A 16,540-nucleotide genomic window follows, 5' to 3' on the forward strand; every position below is an offset into this window, starting at 1 on the left:
GGCCGTCGACGGCTGGGGCGCGCGTGGTCACAGCGCCATCCCCCACGGCCCTTGACCGTGCTGCCGGTCCGGGCGCCCCGCGCCCGGGGGCCCGCAACCCTCCCTGCCCCACCGCGATGATCCGGAACGGACCTGGCCGGGGCGCCGCGCGGCCTCAGCGGATCTAGCCTGGAAGCAACCGCTGGAAGTGTGCCTCGGCAGGCACGGCCACCGGACGGAGGTGTCGCTCGTGGACAAGGCCGGCGAGCACGATGCCCCCACTGCCGCTGTCGTGGTCGACCCGGACGGCGCAGTGAGCGGCTGGAGCGAGGGCGGACGGCTCCTGCTGGGCTGGTCGGCGCAGGACATCGTCGGGCGCCCCGTGACCGATCTGCTGGCCGGTCCCGCCCCCTCCGGGTTCCCCGAGAGCCAGGAGATCGCCCGGGGCCCCGCGGGGCCCGTCCCCCTGCGTCACCGGGACGGCTCCGTGGTGGACGCCGTGGTGACGTCCCAGCCGCTGTCGGGCACCGGCGGGCGGGGGCTCGGGCATGTGGTGACCGTCCAGCGCTGGGGACGTCGCCCGGTGATCGCCGACCGCGCCTTTGAGCAGTGTCCCTTCGCTCTGGGTGTGTACGACCCTGAGCTGCGGTTCCTGTGGATCAACGCCTCCTCCGCCCGGGTGATCGCACACTCCGAGGACCAAGTGATCGGCAGGAAGTACCGCGAGGTGTTTCCCGAGTTCGACCGCACGCTGTTCCCCGAACGGGACGACAAGCCCTACACCGACGCGCTCGCCCAAGTGGCCAGGACGGGTGAGCCCACGCGCCTCATCACTGTCTTCCAACCTCGCGGCAGTGACTACGCCAATGCCTGGGCCACGAGCATCTGGCCGGTCCGCGATGCCGAAGGCACCGTCCGCGCGATCGCCAACTGGGGATTCGACATGAGCGCCGAGTACTGGGCTCGGCAACGCCTGCTCATCCTCAACAGCGCCAGCGGCGGCATCGGCCGGACACTCGACGTGATCGGCACCGCCCGGGAACTGGCCATGACGCCGGTGCCGCGATTCGTCGACCTGGTCAGCGTGGACCTGTTCGACGAGGTGCTGCGCGGAGAGGAACCGCCTGCCGAGTCCGCAGGCCACCCGGACGAGGCGGTCACCCTCGTCCGTGCCGCCCGGCACAGCGCACAGGACGGCTCGGACCGGGCCGCCGGGCCCACGACGCCGGTCACGCACAGCGCCGGTTCTGTCGCCGCCCGCTGCCTGACGACCGGCAGATCCACGGTCGAGCTCGCCGTCGACCCCGGCCAGGGCGGCGAGTGGGCCTTCGGGCCCGGGCTCGCCGCCGACCCCGCCCACTGGCCACCGGGCAACCCGGTGATCGACCACTCCCTCGCCGCGGACGGCCTGACGGGCCGGATCACCGTGCCCCTCCGGGCGCGCGGCGCGCTGCTCGGCGTCGTCGTCTTCTCCCGCCTGGACCGGCCGGAGGCGTTCACCGCCGACGACCTGATCCTCGCCGAGGAGCTGGCCGCCAAGGCGGCCGTCGCCATCGACAACGCCCGCCGGTACTCGCGCGAGCGCACCACCGCGCTGACCCTGCAACGCAGCCTGCTGCCGCAGGGGCCGCCGAACCAGGAGGCGGTCGAGGTGGCCTCCCGCTACCTGCCCGGGGGCACCGGCACGGAGGTGGGCGGTGACTGGTTCGACGTCATTCCGCTGTCCGGCGCGCGGGTCGCCCTGGTCGTCGGCGACGTGGTCGGACACGGCCTGCACGCCGCCGCCAGCATGGGCCGACTGCGCACGGCCGTACGCACCCTCGCCGATGTGGACCTGCCACCGGACGAGTTGCTGACCCACCTCGACGACCTGGTTCTCCACCTCGCCGCCGACCTGCGGCCCGACAACCACTTCCAGCCGACCGGCGAGTCCGGGGCCACGTGCCTGTACACCGTCTACGACCCCGTCTCCCGGCGCTTCACCCTGGCCAGCGCCGGCCATCCCCTGCCGCTGGTCATCTCCCCGGACGGCACCAGGATCCCGGTACCCGCCCACCCGGGACCGCCCCTCGGCATCGGCGGCCTGCCGTTCGAGGCCACCGAGCTCGAAGTGCCCGAGGGCAGTCTGCTCGCTCTCTTCACCGACGGACTGGTGGAGAGCCGCGAGCGCGACGTCGACCAGCGGATCACCGACCTCCAGCACGCCCTCGGCGACGCGACCACCTCGTTGGAGCCCTTGTGCGACACGGTGATGGACGCGATGCTCCCCGATCGCCGCAGCGACGACGCCGCCCTGCTGCTCGTTCGCACCCGCGCGCTGGCCAGTCATCACGTCGCCGACTGGGAGGTCGAGCCCGACACCGCCCAGGTGCCGCGCGTCAGGAAGCTCGCCGTCGACCAGGTGGACGCCTGGGGCCTGGAGGAAGCGACGTTCGTCACGGAACTGGTCGTCAGCGAGCTCGTCACCAACGCCATCCGCTACGGCGAACCGCCGATCAGGCTGCGGCTGATCCGCGACACCGCCCTGATCTGCGAGGTCTCCGACGCCAGCAGCACCGCCCCGCACCTGCGCCGGGCCCGCGCCTTCGACGAGGGCGGCCGGGGCCTGCTGCTCGTCGCCCAGCTCACCCAGGGGTGGGGCACGCGGCACACCACCGAGGGCAAGACCATCTGGTGCGCCCAGACCGTCGCCCCGTCCGCGCCGCCGTGACGTCAGGGCATGTGACACACGTGCTCGACACGTATGTCGTAGCGGTGCCCCTGCGGAGACTCACACGTACGCAGCGGCACGCTGTTCCCACAGGTGAGAGGCCGGCCGGTGGGCAGCCGGCCGGCCTCTCACGTCAGAGGGTCATGTGCGGGTCCAGCGCTGGTTGCTGCCGCCCGAGCAGCTGTACAGCTGTATCTGGGTGCCGTTCGCGGTACCGTTCCCGACGGCGTCGAGGCAGAGACCGGACTGGACACCGACGATGGATCCGTCGGAGTTGATGCGCCACTGCTGGTTGGCGCCGCCCCAGCAGCTGTAGATCTGGACCTTGGCACCGTTGCCGGTGCCGGCGGCGTCCAGGCACTTGTTGCCGTAGACCCTGAGCTCACCGGCACTGGTGGACGTCCACTGCTGGTTGGTGCCGCTGTTGCAGTCCCACAGCTGGACCTGGGTGCCGTCGGTCTGGCTGGAGTTGGGAACGTCCACGCAGCGGCCTGAGCCGACACCCTTGATCTGTCCGCCGCCGCCCGAGGGAGGAGGCGTGGTGGTGCCGCCGTTGAGCGCGTTGAGGACGGAGGTGTAGGCGGCCTTCTTGCTGCCGTCGCCGTTGAACAGCAGCGGCGTCTGCTCCGCACGCCAGGAGTCGCTGTCGCGCACGCCCCAGACGGTGACGCCGAGGCAGCGCGAGACGGCCAGGCAGTCGTTCACCACGTTGGCGTACGTCGTGGGCGAGGCGCCCTGGATGTCGAGCTCGGTGACGGCCACGTCGACGCCGAGGGCGGCGAAACTCTGCAGCGTGGTGCGGTAGTTGCTGTTGTACGGGCTGTCGTTGTTGAAGTGCGACTGGAAGCCGACGCAGTCGATCGGTACGCCGCGCTGCTTGAAGTCCTTGACCATGTTGTACACGGCCTGGGTCTTGGCCCAGGTCCAGTTGTCGGTGTTGTAGTCGTTGTAGCAGAGCTTGGCGGCGGGGTCGGCGGCGCGCGCGGTGCGGAAGGCGACCTCGATCCAGTCGTTGCCGGTGCGCTGCAGGTTGGAGTCGCGCCGGGCGCCCGAATTGCCGTCGGCGAAGGCCTCGTTCACGACGTCCCACTGGGCGATCTTGCCTTTGTAGTGGGCCATCACGCCGTTGATGTGGTCGATCATCGCCTGGCGCAGGCTGCTGCCGCTGAGGCTCTGCATCCAGCCGGGCTGCTGGGAGTGCCAGGCCAGGGTGTGTCCGCGGACCTTCTTGCCGTTCTGCACGGCCCAGTTGTAGACGCGGTCACCGGAGGTGAAGTTGAACTGGCCCCGCTGCGGCTCGGTCGCGTCGATCTTCATCTCGTTCTCGGGCGTGACCATGTTGAACTCACGGTTCGCGATCGAGGTGTACGCCGAGTCGCCCAGCCTGCCCGAGGCGATGGCGGTGCCGAAGTAGCGGCCGCTCTGCGCCGCCGCGGCGCCGAGTGTGCTTTCGGCGGCGTGCGCGGGCGGCGGCGTCACCAGCGCGACAACGGCGCTGAGGCCGATGGCGAGCAGCGCCAGCGGCGCGCTGCGGGTCCTCCGACGGTCTGCGGCTCTGGGAAGGGCGTTCACGCCCATGGCTGTGCCTCCAAGATAGACATCACGGAATGGCTGAAGCGCAGGGGGAAGACCGGACACCGCGCGCTGTTGCGGCACGGGCACGGGGATACTTCAACGTTCCGCACGGCTCATGCAGTTCGGTATTGCGAACTCAGGTCGCCCCTAGGTGACGGATGATTGAGGCATTGTCAGTGGATCGTCAATACGTTTCACCGAGAAAGTTTCCTTGGCTGCTTCGAAACATTCGATGAAGCATCAGGCCGGATAGCAGGCGCCGGCGCGCGAGTGGGGGCTGATTCCACACGGCCCAGGAGGTGACGGCCGTCGGCGGGCGAAGGCGCCGCTTCACCTTCACATGCCTGGTCAGCCCCTTTGAGATGGCGTGCCGCAGCACGCCGCTTCCGAGCGCTCCCAGCCGATGCGAGCCCCCGCTCCCCCCTGAAGGGGCGGAGCTATTTGAAGACAGAACAGCGCGAGACCTTGACCGAAGGACCCCTCATTTCTATGTTGTGGCGTCGAAAGATCCGCGAACTCCTCGAAAGTTTCGACGAGTTCCTCTTTTCGGCCGCACCGCTCCGCGGTCCGCCGACGCCACCACGCCCGCCCCCGAAGGAGGCCCTCCGATGTGGTTGCGCCACCCGCACACCGTTTTGCTCAGACGCTTACTCGCCGTCCTCGCGCCGCTCCTGCTGGTGGCCACCTTCCTCGGCGCCCAGCCCGCCAGCGCGGCGACGGTCGATACCAACGCCACGTACGTGCTGGTCAACCGCAACAGTGGCAAGGCCCTGGACGTCTACAACATGGCGACCAACGACGGCGCCCGGATCACCCAGTGGACCAGGAACGACCAGAGCCAGCAGCAGTGGCAGTTCGTCTCCTCCGGAGACGGCTACTACCGCATCAAGTCCCGCCTGTCGGGCAAGGTTCTGGATCTCTACAACTGGTCGACCGCGAACGGCGGTTCGATCGTCCAGTGGACCGACCTGAACGCCACCAACCAGCAGTGGCGGCTGGCCGACAGCTCGGACGGCTACGTACGGCTCATCTCGCGCCACACCAACAAGGCCCTCGAGGTGCAGGGCGCCTCCACCGCCGACAGCGCGAACATCGTCCAGTACGACGACTGGGGCGGCACCAACCAGCAGTGGCAGCTCGTGAAGGTCGGCGCCGACACCCCCAGCGCGTGTGATCTTCCGTCGACGTACCGCTGGTCGTCGACGGGCGCGCTGGCGCAGCCCAGGTCCGGATGGGTCTCGCTCAAGGACTTCACCGTCGCCCCCTACAACGGCAAGCAGCTCGTCTACGCCACGACGCACGACACGGGGTCGAGTTGGGGTTCGATGAACTTCACCCCGTTCACCAACTGGTCGGACATGGCCTCGGCCGGCCAGAACGCGATGTCCAGCGCCGCCGTCGCGCCCTCGCTGTTCTACTTCGCGCCGAAGAACATCTGGGTGCTCACCTACCAGTGGGGCGGGTCCGCGTTCTCCTACCGGACCTCGACCGATCCCACCAACCCCAACGGCTGGTCGGCTCCGCAGGCGCTGTTCACCGGAAGCATTTCCGGCTCCGGGACAGGGCCCATCGACCAGACGCTCATCGGTGACAGCCAGAACATGTACCTGTTCTTCGCCGGCGACAACGGCAAGATCTACCGGGCGAGCATGCCGATCGGGAACTTCCCGGGCAACTTCGGATCGTCGTACACGACGGTCATGAGCGACACGGAGAAGAACCTGTTCGAGGCACCGCAGGTGTACAAGCTCCAGGGCCAGAACCGCTACCTCATGATCGTCGAGGCCCGGGGCGCCAGTGAGCAGCGCTTCTTCCGGTCGTTCACGGCCACCAGCCTGAACGGTTCGTGGACCCCCCAGGCCGCCACCGAGTCCAACCCCTTCGCGGGCAAGGCCAACAGCGGCGCCACCTGGACCAACGACATCAGCCACGGCGAACTGATCCGCACCACCGCCGACCAGACCATGACCGTCGACCCCTGCCACCTGCAACTCCTCTACCAGGGTCGCAGCCCCAACTCGGGCGGCGACTACGGCCTCCTCCCCTACCGTCCGGGGCTGCTGACACTGCAGCGCTGACGGCATGCCAAGGACTGGGCGGGCTCGACGAAAGACTGAGCCCGCCCAGGTCCGACGCCAGGGTCGGCGTGGCAGCATGAGCGGCTTCGGCCAAGCTCTCGGGGAAGCTCTGCCGTGTCCGACCTCGACAACCAGGTTCCCTACTGGGATGCCGCCGCGAGTACGAAGACGTTCACCCACCCGCTCCACCTGCCCTGGCTCGACGGGCTCCGCAGGAACGCCGCGACCCTCGACTACGGATGCGGATACGGCCGCATCATGGCCGAGCTCGAACGGCACGGTTTCGCCGACCTCACGGGCGTCGACGCCTCACCGGCCATGACCGGTCGGGCACGCGACCTGCACCCCACCATGCGCTTCGCCACTCTGGACGCGCTCCCGGCTTCGCCCTGTCCGGACGCGGGATTCGATGCTGTTCTGCTCTTCGCCGTGCTGACCTGCATCCCCGGCGACGCGGCCCAGCATCGGCTGATCACCGAACTGGGCCGTCCTGGCCGGGTTCCGGACCCTCGCCACCGGGACCATCGCCGTGCCCGCCATGAACGGTCACGAGTCCACCGGGATCCAGATCCTCGCCCGCAAACCCACGGCGCCGTGGGGAGTCGGCACCGGCCCTCGGCGTACGGCGCCACCTCGCAGAACGGCCCCGGCAGGTCGTCGTCGCGGCCTCAGCCCCGGCGGACCGCGCCCAGCTGGGCCCGGTGCAGGTCCGGGGCGGTGAAGCGCTGGGCCACCGTGCGCAGGACGCGGGCCATCGCCTGGGCCGGCGGAGTGGCGGGACGCGCTGCGGCGCGGGCGAGGAGGATGCGGCGGGTGGGGGCCGGGACGTCGGAGGCGAACGGCAGGAGGCGTACGTCGCTGCGCCGACTGGTGAGCGCCAGGCGGGGTGCGAGCGCGATGCCGAGTCCGGCGGCGACCATGGCCTGCGCCTCCTGGTAGTCGTGCGAGGAGTAGGCGATGCGCGGCTCGAACCCCGCCTGGCGGCAGCTGCGGCGCAGGACGTCGGCGACCGGGTGGTTGTCGGCGCGGATGATCCACTCCTGGTCGGCGAGGTCGCCGAGCCGCACCGAGGGACGGGTGCGCAGAGGTGAGTCGGCGGGGACGACCAGCACCGTGGGGTCGTCCAGCAGATGGGTGAGGGCGAGCGCCGGATCGTCGAGGCGGTTCCACTCGTAGTCCCAGAGCAGCCCTTGGTCCACCTCCCCGGTGTGCAGCATCTCCCTGAGCTCGGCGAGGACTCCGGCGCGCACCTCGATGCGGATGCCGGCGTGGCCCCGCCGGAAACGTGTGAGCGCCAGCGGCAGCAGCGACGCGCTCGCCGTGGGAAAGGAACCGAGGCGCAAGCTGCCCTGGTCGAGGGCGGTGAAGGAGTCCAGGTCGGCCTGGGCGGCGCGTAGTTCACGGCGGATGGCCTGGCCGCGTTCGGCGAGCGCGGCGCCCGCCGGGGTGGGGCGGATACCGCGGGGCAGCCGCTCGACGAGGGGCTGCCCCGCCTCCTGTTCCAGCAGGGACATCTGCTGGGAGGCGGCGGAGGTCGTCATGCCGAGGGCCTCCGCCGCGGCCGTGAGCGACCCGCGTTCGGTGGCCTCGGTGAGCAGCAGCAGACGACGCACATTGAGCATGCCGCTGACTTTAGCTGAGCTAAACCTAGGTGAAGCGAACTGCGATTGTTCCGAAGTCACCCCTCTGCGAAGGTCTGCGCAGTCGCCGAGCGGTTCACCGGCCCGCAATGCGCCCGTAACCACCGCCTCGGCCCTTCCCCTTACCTCCGTTGATCCAGGAAGAGCCTCAGACGTGCACATTCCCGCGACCCTGGTACGTGGCGGCACCAGCAAGTGCTGGCTGTTCAACCAGGTCGATGTCCCGGCCGACCGCGGCGACCTCGAAAGGCTGCTGGTCGCCGCGTACGGCGCCACCGATCCCGTGGAGCTGGACGGGGTGGGCGGCGCGACCCCCACCACCTCCAAGGCGGCCGTCGTCGGCGCCTCGCCCCGGCCCGGTATCGACGTCGACTACCTCTTCGCCCAAGTCGGCATCGGCACGGGCTCGGTGGAGTGGACGAGCAACTGCGGCAACTGCGCCACCGGTGTCGCCCTGTACGCGGTGGCCAAGGGACTGGTCCCGGTCACCGGCGACCGGACCCGCGTGGTGATGCGCAACACCAATACCGGCGCCGTCCTCGAAGGGATCGTCGACACCGAGGGCGGCGTGGTGCGCCACTTCGGCCGCCAGACCGTACCCGGCACCCGGGCGGGCGGGGTCGCGGTCGGCCTCACCTTCCGCGACCCCGCCGGTGAGCTGCTCCCCACCGGCCGGGCCGTGCAGGACCTTCGGGTCGGTGAGGCCGAGCCGCTCCGCGTGAGCATGGTGGCCGCGGGCGCTCCGGTCGTCCTCGTCGACGCCGTCGGTGCCGGGCGCAGTGGCGCCGAGTCCGAGGAGCGGATGCGCGCGGACGTCCCCTGGCTGCGCACCGTCCGCCATGCCGCCGCGCCCCTGATGGGGTTGCTCCGGCCGGGCGAGGAACCGGGCGACGCGGTGCCCAAGGTGGGCCTGGTCGGCCCGCCGGTGCCGTACACCACGCCCCTCGGTGAACCGGTGGCGGCCGAGGACTACGACGTGTCGGTGCGGATGCTCTCCATGAACGCCCCGCACCCCGCCATCGGCCTGACCTCGGCCGTCGCCGTCGCGGCGGCCGGGCTGCTGGAGGGGTCCGTGGTCTCCCGTATCACGGGCGGCCCGAGGGACGAGTGGCTGCGCCTCGGCACGCCCGCCGGTGTCGTCGCCGTCCGCTGCAGCGACGTACGAGACGGCGTGCCGCACCGGGTCACCGTGCAGCGCGCGGCCCGTCTGCTCGCCGACGCCCGGATCTACGTACCGCAGGAAGGCCACCCGCAGGCCGCCTGAACCGCGGCAGATCCCGCCCCTGTCACGCCGGCTCCCCGCCGCGCTACCCTCGCGCCCTCGGGGCGCGCCATCCCGTCCCCACCGCACCAAGGACAAAGATGTCTGTTGAAGTGATCTCCATAGGCGCCCTGTTGGTGATGTTCGTGGTCGGCACCGTGCTGCCGATCAACCTGGGCATCCTCGCCTTCGTGGCCACCTTCGCGGTCGGGACCGCCTCGCTCGGCCTCACCGAGGACGAGATCTTCGAGGGGTTCCCGGCGAAGCTCTTCGTCACCATCGTCGGCGTCACCTACCTGTTCTCCGTCGCCCGCCGCAACGGCACCATCGACTGGCTGGTCGCGGCCGGGGTGAGACTGGTGCGCGGCAAGGTCGAGCTCATCCCCTGGGTGCTGTTCCTGGTGGCCGCCCTGCTGACGGCGTTCGGTACGTTCACTCCGGCCGCGGTCGCGATCCTCGCGCCGATCGGCATGAATTTCGCCTACCGCTACAAACTCAACCCGCTGGTCGTCGGGATGATGGTGATCAGCGGCGGGCACGCGGGCGCGTTCTCCCCGCTGGCCGTCTCCGGTGCGCTGGTGCTCGGCCTCGTCGACAAGACCGAGGTGCACGTCTCGGCGATGGCGCTGTTCAGCGCCAGCTTCGTGATCAATCTGGTGCTCGCGGTCCTCACCTACGTCCTGCTCGCCAAGCGTCCCGCCCCGTTGGCCGAGGACGCCGCGGAGGCGGCCGCCGACGAGGACCTCGCCGTCTCCGGCAGGCCCGACTGGCGGCAGGGGCTCACCCTCGCCTCGCTGGTGGCCCTCGTCGTCGGCGCGCTCGGCTTCCACCTGGAGATCGGCTTCCTGGCGCTGGCCGCGGGCGCTCTGCTGGCGCTGGTGGACATGAAGCGGCAGGAGAAGGCCGTGGACGGCGTCAGCTGGTCCACCCTGCTGCTGGTCGCGGGCATGATGACGTACATCGCGATGCTGGAGAAGGCCGGCATCATCGAGGAGATCTCCGAGCACGCCGCCGACTTGGGCGCCCCGCTGGTCGTCGCCCTGCTGCTGTGCTTCACGGTCGCCATCACCTCCGCCTTCGCCTCCTCCACGGCGATCCTCACCGCGATCATCCCGCTCGCCGTTCCTCTGCTGCTGTCCAGTCATCTCAGCGCCGCGGGCCTGATCGCCGCACTCGCCGTCTCCACGACGATTGTCGACACCTCCCCCTTCTCGACCAACGGAGCCCTGGTCCTCAGCAACGCCCGCGGCGTGGACACCCGCCGCTTCTACCGCCAGGTCATCGGCTACACGAGCGGCATCGTCGCCCTCGGCCCCGTCATAGCCTGGGGCGCGCTGGTCCTGCCCTGGTCGTAGCCCGAAGGGCGCCGTGCCGGACTGCGCGGCGCCCTCCGCCCGGACCCGTCGGTCAGCTGGGCTCAGGGCGCTCGATGGACACCCTGGGCAGCCTGCGGGCCAACGGCGCGGGAAGCCACCAGGCCCACTTGCCGAGCATCTGCATGACGGCGGGGACGACGAGGCACCGGATGACGACGGCATCGAGCAGAATGGCGACCGCCAGACCGAGTCCGAACTGCTGGAGCATGCGGTCGGAGCTGAGGACGAACACCCCGAAGACGAACATCATGATGGCCGCGGCGGCGGTGATGACCTTGCCGGTGGACGCCAGCCCCTCGCGCACGGACTGCGAGTGGTCCCGGCTGCGTGACCATTCCTCGTGGATACGGGAGACGAGGAAGACCTCGTAGTCCATGGAGAGCCCGAAGACGATCGCGAAGATCAGCGCCGGGATGAACGCTTCGACAGGTCCGGGCTGTGCGCCGGACCAGCCGTGCTGGAACACCAGGGTGACCACGCCCAGCGCGGCGGAAATGGACAGCAGGTTCAGGACGGCAGCCTTGACCGGGATCCAGACCGACCGGAAGACCAGCAGGAGCAGCAGCGAGGAGACGCCGACGACGACGGCGACGAAGAGGGGCAGCCGGGCGGCGAGTGTCTCGGAGACGTCCTGGGAGGCGGCCGTGGCTCCGCCCACCAACACCTCGGCTCCTGTGGCGTGTTCCAGGGAGGGCGTCACGTCGTCGCGCAGGTGGTGGACCAGGTCCACGGTCCCCTCGTCCTGGGGTGAGGTCGTCGGGTAGACGAATACGGTGGACAGGGCACCCTCCTCGGAGGGCATCGCCGGGCTGGCCGCGGCGACGCCGTCGGTGGTGGCGAGCCGCGTCCGGACCGTCCGGCGGACGTCACCGGCACGGCCGTGTTCATGCTGACCGGCACGGCCGTGTTCATGCTGACCGGCTGGCTGGTCGCGGTGGTGGCCCTGGGCGCGATGCGCCACGGCCGGGTCGCCTACGCGGAGGAGGAGGCCAGACTGCGGGCCGCGCAGGAGCGGCTGCGCATCGCCCGTGAACTCCACGACGTCATCGGCCACAACATGTCGATGATCCATGTCCAGGCGGCCGCCGCCCTGCACCGGCTGAAGAAGGACCCCGCCCAGGCGGAGGACGCACTGGCCGCGATCAAGCAGGGCAGCAAGGAAGGCCTGCGGGAACTGCGCGCCACCCTCGGTGTGCTGCGTCAGGTCGCCGAGGAGGCCGAGGACGCCCCCACCGCTCCCCCGCCCGGGCTGTCCAGGATCGACGAGCTGGTCGCCTCGGCGGCCCGTGCGGGTCTCGACGTACGCATCGAGCCGAGTGGCAGCGGCACACCACTGCCGGCGGCGGTGGACCTCGCCGCGTACCGCATCGTCCAGGAGTCGCTGACCAACGCCGTACGGCACAGCGGCGCCCGGCGGGTCGTCGTCCGGATCGGCCGCGGACAGCGGGAACTGACGCTCAGCGTCCACGACGACGGCCACGGCGCGGCCCGCGCAGGGCGCGGGAGGCAGCGGGATCGCGGGCATGGCGGAACGGGCGCGTGCGCTGGGCGGGACGTTGAGCGCCGAGCCCGGCGGCGCCGGCGGATTCGTCGTCCGGGCCCGGCTACCGTTCACAGACCACCACGAGCCGATCGGCGGAGCAGCTGATGATCAGGATCCTGCTGGCGGATGACCAGCGGCTGGTGCGCGCGGGGATCCGCGGCATCCTCGACGACGAGGACGACCTGCAGGTGGTCGCCGAGGCCGCCGACGGGCACGCCACCCTGGCCGCCTGCCGCGAACTGCGGCCCGACGTGGTGCTGATGGACATCCGCATGCCCGGCATGGACGGCCTCGAAGCCGCCCGCCGCATCGCCGGCGACGAGCAGCTGGCGGCGGTCAAGGTGGTCATGCTGACGACGTTCGACCTCGACGAGTACGTGTACGGAGCGCTGCGCACCGGAGCCTCGGGCTTCCTCGTCAAGGACACCGAACCCGCCGAACTCCTGCACGCGGTGCGCGTGGCGGCGCGCGGCGACGCGCTCATCAGCCCTTCCGTCACCCGGCGGCTGATCGCCGAGTTCGCCGACCGCCCGAACCACACCCGCCGGCCCGACCGCCGCCTCGACGCCCTGACCAGCCGTGAACGCGAAGTCATGCGGCTGATCGCCGCCGGCTGCACCAACGACGAGATCGCCAGGCGCCTCGTGGTCTCACCCCTGACGGCCAAGACCCACGTCAGCCGCATCATGGCCAAGCTCGGCGCCCGGGACCGGTCCCAAGTCGTCGTCATGGCCTACGAGTACGGCATGGTCACCCCCGGTCGGCGCACGGAGGAACCCCGGTAGGCGCGCGACCCCGGCTCGCTGGGGGGAAGTACGAGCCGGGGTCGCGCGGCGCGGTGAACAGCGGTGCAGCCGCGGGTTTGTGCGGTGCCGTGCCGCACACGCGCGCCGGCGCCGCTCCGGCGGGATCAGTAGCCGTAGATCATCTTGTAGGCCGCCTCGGGGAGGAAGTCCCCCGCCCTGGAGCCGGCGCCGATGCCGCAGTTGCCGTCCGACTCGCCCGGGGTCTTGATCCACAGAAGCATCTCGGCGCCTCCGCCCAACCGGGTGGGCGTGCCGATGCGGCGTCCGGAGGGGTTGCACCACTGGCCGTTGGAGCCGTTGCCGTTGCGGCTGGTGTCCACGACGAAGGGCTTGGTGTAGCCGTAGCGGGCGCTGAGTTCACGGTTGACGGCGTCGCCGTAGGCGGTGTTCTCGGCGGTCGTGAGGTAGTTGGAGACGTTGAGCGAGAAGCCGTGGGCCTGGCGCAGGCCCGCCTCGTGGAGGCGCCGGGCCATGGTCGCCGCGTTCGTCCAGGCGGGGTTGCCGGCGTCCATGTAGACCCAGGTGTTGGGGGCCTGGCGGCTGAACTCGCCGAGGGCGCCGGTCAGCATGGCCTCGCGTTCGTCGATCTGGGCCTGGTTCATGCAGCCGTAGTCCCCGAGGGAGTCCGGTTCCAGGATGACGACGGCCGGGCGGTTCCCGATCCCTCCGGCGAACTGGGCGATCCAACTCGCGTAGGCGGACGGTGAGGAGGCGCCGCCGGCGGAGTGGCCGCCGCAGTAGTCGCGGTTGTAGACGTTGTAGGCGACGAGGATCGGCAGCTTGTCGGCCTGGTCCGCCGCCCCGGCGTAGGCCCCGGTGGCGGTTCCGATGGTGCCGCTCCAGGAGCCGAACCAGCGGGCCATCGGGGTGTTGGCGATGGCGGAGTTGATCGCGGAGGCCCGGCCGTCGCCGGGGTTGGCGGCCACCCATCGCTTCGCCGAGGAATTGGGGTCCACGTAGAACCCGCTCGTCATGGTGGTGGGGTCGGCCGCCTGAGCGGACGGTGCGGCGGCGAGCGCCAGCGGCAGGGCGCAGAGCGCTGCCGCCAGGGTGCGGAATCTGCGGCTCATCACAGGACCTCGGTTTCCTGGCAGGGAAATTTCGGGGAGGTGGGAGCGCTCCCACTGGAAGCGGTCCCAATCGTGGAGTCGACTGATTCAACTGTCAATGGCTGAGGCAGAGTTGGATGAAGCAGAGTTGAGCGGCGGCTCATACTGGAAGCGCTACCAGTACCGCGGAGTGGCGTGTTCGCCGCCTGTGACAGACTCCCGCTCCATGGCAGAAGATCCGCCACGCAGGCAGCCGACGCTCGACGAGGTGGCCGAACGCGCCGGCGTCTCCCGCTCCGTGGCCTCCCGCGCCCTCAACAACGCCCCGCACGTCAGCCGCGCCAAACGCGAGGCCGTCGAGCGGGCCGTCCGGCAGCTCGGTTATGTCCCGAACCCGACCGCCCGCGCGCTGGCCACGCAGCAGACGGGAGCGGCCGCGCTGGTCGTCTCGGGAGAGGATCCGTCGATCTTCGCCGACCCTTTCTTCGCCCAGGTCATCGTGGGGGCCACGGCCGCTCTGGAAGACGCGGACCTGCATCTGATGCTGTGCCTGGCCGCTTCCGACCGGGGCCGCAAGCGGGTGGCCGAACTGCTGCGCTCCCGGGGCGCCGACGGTGTCATGCTGATGGCGCTGCGCGAGGACGATCCGCTGCTTCCCCTGGCCGAGGAGTCGCGGATGCCCGTCGTGTTCGGCGGGCGCCCGGTCGGCACGACGCCCCGGTGGTACGTCGATGTCGACAACGCCGGCGGGGCACGCGAGGCGACCGAGCACCTGGTCGCACGCGGCCGGACCCGGGTGGCCGCGCTGTGCGGGCGGCTGGACACCGAGGCCGGTCTCGCCCGCTACCGCGGCTACCGGGACGCCCTGCTGGCAGCGGGCCTCGATCCGTTCCCGCCGCAGGAGGGCGACTTCACCGAGCCCAGCGGCGCCGCCGCCATGGCCGCGCTGCTGGCGAACCACCCTGACGTGGACGGGGTGTTCGCCGCCAACGACAACATGGCGGCGGGCGCGCTGCGCACGCTGCGCACGGCGGGCCGGCTGGTTCCCGACGATGTCGCCGTGGTCGGGTTCGACGACCTGGCCGTCGCGCAGATCGCCGACCCGCCGCTCACCACCGTCCACCAGCCCATCCAGGCTCTGGGGCGGGAGATGGCGCGCATGCTGGTCTCGGTCGTCAACGGCCAGGACCCCACGCCGCTGATCCTGCCGACCCGCCTGGTCGTCCGCTCCAGTGCCTGACCGCCGCACCGGACCCCGGCCGGAGCCGGGGCCTCGGTGTCCGTCAGCAGGTCGGGCCGCCGCGGCAGGAGGCCGTGGTCAGCGCCGACGTCCTTGATCCCGGCCGATGTCGTGGGTCGAGTCCGGCATCGGGGAGATCAGCGGGCCGGACGGGAACTCCTCTCGTAACGGCCGGGCACGGCAGCCGCGTTGGTGGTGGCGGACGTTCCGCGGGTGGCGGCCGGTGTGCCGCCCATGGCCGTCAGTGCGGCGTTGTACGCCGGCTTCTTGTTGCCGCTCCGGTCGAACAGCAGCGGGTTCTCCGAGGCGCGCCAGGAGTCGCTGTCGCGGATGCCCCAGACGGTGATGCCGTTGCAGCGTGCGACGTTCAGGCAGGCCCTGACCGTGTTCGCGTAGGCGGTCGACGACGCCTGCGCGATGTCCAGTTCGGTGATCTGGACGTCGACGCCGAGGGCGGCGAAGTTCGACAGGGTGGTCTGGAAGCTCGACGGCGGGCCGCCGGTGCCGAAGTGGGACTGGAAACCGACGCAGTCGATCGGCACGCCGCGGGACTTGAAGTCACGGACCATGCGGTAGACGCCCTGGGTCTTGGCGTCGGACCAGTTCTCGATGCTGTAGTCGTTGTAGCAGAGCTTGGCCGCCGGATCGACGTTCCGGGCGGTGCGGAAGGCCTCCTCGATGAAGCCGTTGCCCAGGACGTCGTGGAACACCGAACTGCGCTGCTGGCCGCTGCCGCCGTCGGCGAACGCCTCGTTGACCACGTCCCAGGCGTAGATCTTGCCCTTGTAGTGGTTCATCACGGTGGTGATGTGGTTGTTCATCACGCCGCGCAGGGTTCCTGCGTCCCTGATGGAGCCGACCCAGCCGGGCAGTTGGGAGTGCCAGACGAGGGTGTGGCCGCGCAGCCGCATACCGCGGGACTGGGCACGGTTCGCGATCTGGTCGCCGGGGCCGAAGTTGAACGAGCCGCGGGACGGCTCGGTCGTGTCCCACTTCATCTCGTTCTCGGGTGTGACGGAGTTGAACTCGCGGTTCAGGATCGTGCTGTACGTGCTGTCACCAAGTCGTCCTGCGGCCACGGCGGTGCCGAAGTAGCGTCCGGACTGGGCGGCTTGGGCGCCGAGAGTGGAGGCCTTGACGGCGTCGGGTGCGCCGGTGGCGGTTCCGGGCGTCACCAGGGCGGTCGCGGCCAGGAGGGACAGCACGGTGGCTCGACGCAGGCCGAGTCGTTTCAGCGGGTTCATGGTGCTCCTCGTAGGGAGGGGGTGGGGGGTGGGGTGGTG

10 protein-coding genes and 3 pseudogenes are annotated in these 16,540 nt (G+C 70.6%); 8 read left to right on the top strand and 5 right to left on the bottom strand.

Annotated features, from left to right (window positions below; all coding sequences use genetic code 11):
• Positions 1-229: 229 nt before the first annotated feature.
• On the top strand, positions 230-2,689 hold the full coding sequence (locus tag ACFUO4_RS30830) for a SpoIIE family protein phosphatase (RefSeq protein WP_383491006.1): 2,460 nt from the start codon (positions 230-232) through the stop codon (positions 2,687-2,689).
• Between the two features lie 141 nt (positions 2,690-2,830).
• Here the strand turns inward: ACFUO4_RS30830 and ACFUO4_RS30835 are convergent, their stop codons facing one another.
• Positions 2,831-4,267, bottom strand: coding sequence for an endo-1,4-beta-xylanase (locus ACFUO4_RS30835; RefSeq protein WP_383491008.1), 1,437 nt, complete (start codon positions 4,265-4,267; stop codon positions 2,831-2,833).
• Between the two features lie 605 nt (positions 4,268-4,872).
• On the opposite strand from ACFUO4_RS30835, the gene ACFUO4_RS30840 reads away from it, so the two are divergent.
• A complete protein-coding gene (locus tag ACFUO4_RS30840) occupies positions 4,873-6,342 on the top strand; it encodes a non-reducing end alpha-L-arabinofuranosidase family hydrolase (protein ID WP_383491010.1) in 1,470 nt (489 codons plus the stop codon).
• Positions 6,343-6,600: 258 nt separating this feature from the next.
• Positions 6,601-6,765 (top strand): annotated as a pseudogene (locus tag ACFUO4_RS30845) (methyltransferase domain-containing protein); the annotation flags it as partial.
• 245 nt (positions 6,766-7,010) lie between these two features.
• On the opposite strand, the gene ACFUO4_RS30850 reads toward ACFUO4_RS30845, so the two are convergent.
• Positions 7,011-7,964, bottom strand: coding sequence for a LysR family transcriptional regulator (locus ACFUO4_RS30850; RefSeq protein WP_383491012.1), 954 nt, complete (start codon positions 7,962-7,964; stop codon positions 7,011-7,013).
• A 172-nt stretch (positions 7,965-8,136) separates the two neighbouring features.
• Between ACFUO4_RS30850 and ACFUO4_RS30855 the strand changes: the two genes are divergently transcribed.
• Positions 8,137-9,246, top strand: a complete 1,110-nt coding sequence (locus tag ACFUO4_RS30855) for a PrpF domain-containing protein (protein ID WP_383491014.1) — start codon at positions 8,137-8,139, stop codon at positions 9,244-9,246.
• Positions 9,247-9,344: 98 nt separating this feature from the next.
• Positions 9,345-10,598, top strand: coding sequence for an SLC13 family permease (locus ACFUO4_RS30860; protein ID WP_383491016.1), 1,254 nt, complete (start codon positions 9,345-9,347; stop codon positions 10,596-10,598).
• Positions 10,599-10,650: 52 nt separating this feature from the next.
• Here the strand turns inward: ACFUO4_RS30860 and ACFUO4_RS30865 are convergent.
• Positions 10,651-11,490, bottom strand: a pseudogene (locus ACFUO4_RS30865) (MMPL family transporter); the annotation flags it as partial.
• Positions 11,491-11,505: 15 nt separating this feature from the next.
• On the opposite strand from ACFUO4_RS30865, the gene ACFUO4_RS30870 reads away from it, so the two are divergent.
• Both ACFUO4_RS30870 and ACFUO4_RS30875 read left to right on the top strand, forming a co-directional pair.
• Positions 11,506-12,267, top strand: a complete 762-nt coding sequence (locus ACFUO4_RS30870; protein ID WP_383491018.1) for a sensor histidine kinase — start codon at positions 11,506-11,508, stop codon at positions 12,265-12,267.
• Complete coding sequence (locus tag ACFUO4_RS30875; RefSeq protein ID WP_383491020.1) at positions 12,267-12,947, top strand: response regulator; 681 nt, start codon at positions 12,267-12,269, stop codon at positions 12,945-12,947. Before ACFUO4_RS30870 ends, ACFUO4_RS30875 begins: the two co-directional genes overlap by 1 nt.
• Before the next feature lie 125 nt (positions 12,948-13,072).
• Here ACFUO4_RS30875 and ACFUO4_RS30880 read toward each other — a convergent pair whose 3' ends face one another.
• On the bottom strand, positions 13,073-14,038 hold the full coding sequence (locus ACFUO4_RS30880; RefSeq protein ID WP_383491023.1) for a glycoside hydrolase family 6 protein: 966 nt from the start codon (positions 14,036-14,038) through the stop codon (positions 13,073-13,075).
• Positions 14,039-14,243: 205 nt separating this feature from the next.
• Between ACFUO4_RS30880 and ACFUO4_RS30885 the strand changes: the two genes are divergently transcribed.
• Positions 14,244-15,257, top strand: a complete 1,014-nt coding sequence (locus ACFUO4_RS30885; protein ID WP_383491025.1) for a LacI family DNA-binding transcriptional regulator — start codon at positions 14,244-14,246, stop codon at positions 15,255-15,257.
• Positions 15,258-15,346: 89 nt separating this feature from the next.
• Here ACFUO4_RS30885 and ACFUO4_RS30890 read toward each other — a convergent pair.
• Positions 15,347-16,501 (bottom strand): annotated as a pseudogene (locus tag ACFUO4_RS30890) (endo-1,4-beta-xylanase); the annotation flags it as partial.
• Between the last annotated feature and the right edge of the window lie 39 nt (positions 16,502-16,540).

Source organism: Streptomyces sp. NPDC057280, assembly GCF_042668605.1.
GTDB lineage: Bacteria > Actinomycetota > Actinomycetes > Streptomycetales > Streptomycetaceae > Streptomyces.

Excerpts from the sequence above, each read along its gene's own strand:
- ACFUO4_RS30840 (WP_383491010.1), top strand. The coding sequence starts at position 4,873 with ATGTGGTTGCGCCACCCGCACACCGTTTTGCTCAGACGCTTACTCGCC.
- ACFUO4_RS30835 (WP_383491008.1), bottom strand. The coding sequence starts at position 4,267 with ATGGGCGTGAACGCCCTTCCCAGAGCCGCAGACCGTCGGAGGACCCGC.
- ACFUO4_RS30880 (WP_383491023.1), bottom strand. The coding sequence starts at position 14,038 with ATGAGCCGCAGATTCCGCACCCTGGCGGCAGCGCTCTGCGCCCTGCCG.
- ACFUO4_RS30885 (WP_383491025.1), top strand. The coding sequence starts at position 14,244 with ATGGCAGAAGATCCGCCACGCAGGCAGCCGACGCTCGACGAGGTGGCC.
- ACFUO4_RS30860 (WP_383491016.1), top strand. The coding sequence starts at position 9,345 with ATGTCTGTTGAAGTGATCTCCATAGGCGCCCTGTTGGTGATGTTCGTG.
- ACFUO4_RS30850 (WP_383491012.1), bottom strand. The coding sequence starts at position 7,964 with ATGCTCAATGTGCGTCGTCTGCTGCTGCTCACCGAGGCCACCGAACGC.
- ACFUO4_RS30870 (WP_383491018.1), top strand. The coding sequence starts at position 11,506 with ATGCTGACCGGCACGGCCGTGTTCATGCTGACCGGCTGGCTGGTCGCG.
- ACFUO4_RS30875 (WP_383491020.1), top strand. The coding sequence starts at position 12,267 with ATGATCAGGATCCTGCTGGCGGATGACCAGCGGCTGGTGCGCGCGGGG.